This window comes from Rhodococcus sp. EPR-147 (assembly GCF_001647185.1).
GTDB lineage: Bacteria > Actinomycetota > Actinomycetes > Mycobacteriales > Mycobacteriaceae > Rhodococcoides.
Genome location: NZ_LVCU01000088.1, coordinates 1 through 3,135 on the forward strand (window position 1 = coordinate 1; position 3,135 = coordinate 3,135).

At 63.4% G+C, this 3,135-nt stretch carries 3 protein-coding genes; 1 reads left to right on the forward strand and 2 read right to left on the reverse strand.

The features are described from left to right. The coding region (locus A2J02_RS04460; RefSeq protein ID WP_197477932.1) for a cytosine permease at positions 1-500 on the reverse strand (500 nt) is incomplete at its 3' end. A 128-nt stretch (positions 501-628) separates the two neighbouring features. Between A2J02_RS04460 and A2J02_RS04465 the strand changes: the two genes are divergently transcribed. Then, positions 629-2,137, forward strand: coding sequence for a PucR family transcriptional regulator (locus A2J02_RS04465; RefSeq protein WP_068047313.1), 1,509 nt, complete (start codon positions 629-631; stop codon positions 2,135-2,137). A gap of 18 nt (positions 2,138-2,155) precedes the next feature. Here A2J02_RS04465 and A2J02_RS04470 read toward each other — a convergent pair. Then, the coding region (locus tag A2J02_RS04470; RefSeq protein WP_068047316.1) for an alanine/glycine:cation symporter family protein at positions 2,156-3,135 on the reverse strand (980 nt) is incomplete at its 5' end.

Sequence of the window (3,135 nt, forward strand, 5' to 3'; positions counted from 1 at the left end):
ATCGCCCGGTATCCGGCCATGGAGATACCGACCTGAATCGCCATGATGACTGAGGCCACCGCGACCTTCCATCCGACGTTCGCGGCGTCCGGGTCGACCCAGCCGAGTTCGCCGAACAGGGCCATCACCAGGTCGAGGACGATCCAGGTGTTCACCGCGCACCAGCCGACGACCACCACGGCCTGGACGGCGGAGGGAACGTAGTTGCCTCGACGACCGAAGACCGAACGGCCCAACAGCATTCCGGTCGTTCCCGTTCGTTGTCCGAGTAGAACGAAGAATCCGAAGATCGCCATTCCGATGACGTTTCCGAGGACGAGCACCGTCAGGGTATCCGCCAGGCCGAGGCCCATGCTGATGCCGAGCGCGCCGAGCACCCAGTTGATCGGCGCGATGTTCGCACCCGCCCATATCCAGAACTGACCGGACAGCGCGGTGGTTCTCTGGCTCTCGGGAATCGGCTGGAGCGAATCCTCGACGTCGTGGGAATGTGTGGTCACCGTGAACTCCTCGGTATGCGGTCGACCGGCGGTTCGGTCGGCCTCGTGAGAAGCCTGCTGCCCGTGTGTTTCCCGAACCCTTACGCAATGTAAGCCACTCGTAACGGCGGGTGGACAGAATGTCACCTATGAATGTGCTCGACGCCTTCGATGACGTCTATCTTTCCGCGGCGCGACCCGAGCTCGTCGCGGGAAGGCGTTCTGCGTCGCGGTCTCTGCGGTGGGTTCATGCCAGCGAGCAACTCGACATCGCACCGCTCTTGCGCGGTGGGGAGCTGATTCTGATGGAGGGTGTGTACTTCGGCGGGTGTTCCGACGCCGATCTGGTGACGTACCTCGAGTCGATGAATGCCGCGGGAGTCGTCGGCATCGCGGTGGAGACGGGGGGAATTCTCGACGTCGTTCCGCCGCTTCTGGTCGAGCATGCCGAACGGATCGGCTTTCCGGTGGTGCATCTCCGACGCCGTGTGCCGTTCGTACAGGTATGCGAGAGCATCAACAGTCAACTTGCCGACTCCGCTCTGCGTCGGCTGCAGATGGCAAACCGTATGTCTCGGTTGCTGTCGGCCTCGATCGAAACGGACGGGGCGGTGGACGCCGTTCTCGATGTGCTCGGTGCCGAGACTCGGTCGTCGGTGACGCTGCATTCGGCGTCGGGAGATCTGATCGGGCAATCCGGACTCGTCACCGAGCCATCCGATTTCACCTCGTTCGAGGTGCCCGTCACCAGTGGTGGTCGGGACGTCGCGGTGTTGACCGTGGCTCCTGGACCCGATGCCGACATCTATTCGATAAACGCCGGACTGGAGAGAGCTCCGGAAATTCTGTCGATCGCGTTGCTCAGTTCACGCCCGGCCAGGGTGGAAGACCGACTGCGTACCCGCTTCTTCTCACTGTTGTCGGCGACGAATTACCCCGCCTCCGATGTCACCGATCACCTCGACGGCGTCGCCGAGCGCATGGGCATGCCCGAACACGACGCCTACCTGACGGTGTCGGTCGAATTCGACCACGACCCGGCTGCCGGCACGTGGCAGCGCACAGTGGGTTCGGTGTCGCCGCACAACTGGTGCGAGAAGATCGGCGACCGACACGTCGCGGTTCTCGGTTTCGCCGGTCAGGAGATGCTCGATGCCCGACGGCCGGTTCTGCTGTCGACGTTGCAGGCGACGCAGTTGCGTATCAGGCGAGCCGGTGTCGGTCCGGGAGCCTCCGATCGCCACGGTCTACGCCGGTGTTTCGACACCGCCACAGCAGTGCTCGCGCTGGACCTCGGCCCTCACGACCGCATCCGCGATGCCCGCAATTTCGCACTTGCCCTACTGGTGGAGTCGATGTCGGGGAAATCCACGGTCGAGAAGTTCGTCCACGATCAGATCGGACCGTTGCTCGCACACGATCGGGAGCGGCACGGAGAGTTGTACGTGACCCTGCTGGCCTACATCACCCATTGGGGTAGCAAGACCGAGACCGCGAAAAGCCTTCGGATACAAAGGCAGACGCTCTATCAACGGCTCGACAGGCTGTTCGACGTTCTCGGTCCACTACCGGCAGGCTCCCCCCGATTCCCGGGGATCGCCACTGCGGTGTTTCTCGAACAGGCCCGCCGCCAGGGCTGTACCGTCCCCGGCGGCTGACCCGTCGACCGATCCTTCTCACACCTCGGCGTCGACCTTGTCCGGCTCGCCTCGACGCATAGCCAGGTACTCGGAGAGTTCGCGTTTGACCACGGGCAACAGCAGGTACAGGCCGGTGATGTTCACCAATGCCAGCAGGAACAAGGTGGCGTCGGCGAAATCGAGCACCGAGCCGAGGGACAGTACGGTTCCGATGACGGTGAACATGCAGAACATCACGTTGAAGAAGGTCCGCGAGAAGCGGCTGCGTCCGAACAACGACGTCCACGCCTGCAGTCCGTAGTAGGCCCAGGTGATTGCGGTCGAGAGCGCGAACAGAGCTACCGCGAGAGTCAACACGTACGGGAACCACGGGAGCACGGTCTCGAAGGCGTCGGAGGTGAGGGTGACACCGCCGGCGGGAAGCTCACCGGTTTCGGCGACGATCGCGCGCTGATCCTGCCAGGTGACGGTGTTGGCGATCACGATGGTCAGTGCGGTCGCGGTACAGATGACAACCGTGTCGATGAAGGGCTCGAGCATGGCCACGAAGCCCTCGGTGACCGGATGCCTGGTCTTGACGGCCGAGTGCGCGATGGCCGCCGAACCCAGTCCTGCCTCGTTCGAGAACGCGGCGCGCTGGAATCCGATGATCATGACGCCGAGTACGCCGCCGGCCACACCCTCGGGCGAGAACGCACCTTCGAAGATCGCCGTGAACGCCGTGGGGACGGAACGGAAGTTGACGGCGATGACGACGCCGCACGCGACGATGTAGATCAGCGCCATCGTCGGCACGAGCTTGGCGGTCACCGCCGAGATCGACTTCATGCCGCCGATGATGACCAGTCCGATGATCAGCGCGACGACTATGCCGAACACTGCTTTGGCTCCGTCGGAAGCGAGGAATCCATCGTCACCGCCGGTGACGGAGCGGACCTGCGCGTACGTCTGGTTGGCCTGGAACATGTTGCCGCCGCTGATGGCGAAGAACGTGATGACGATGGCGTAGAAGACGG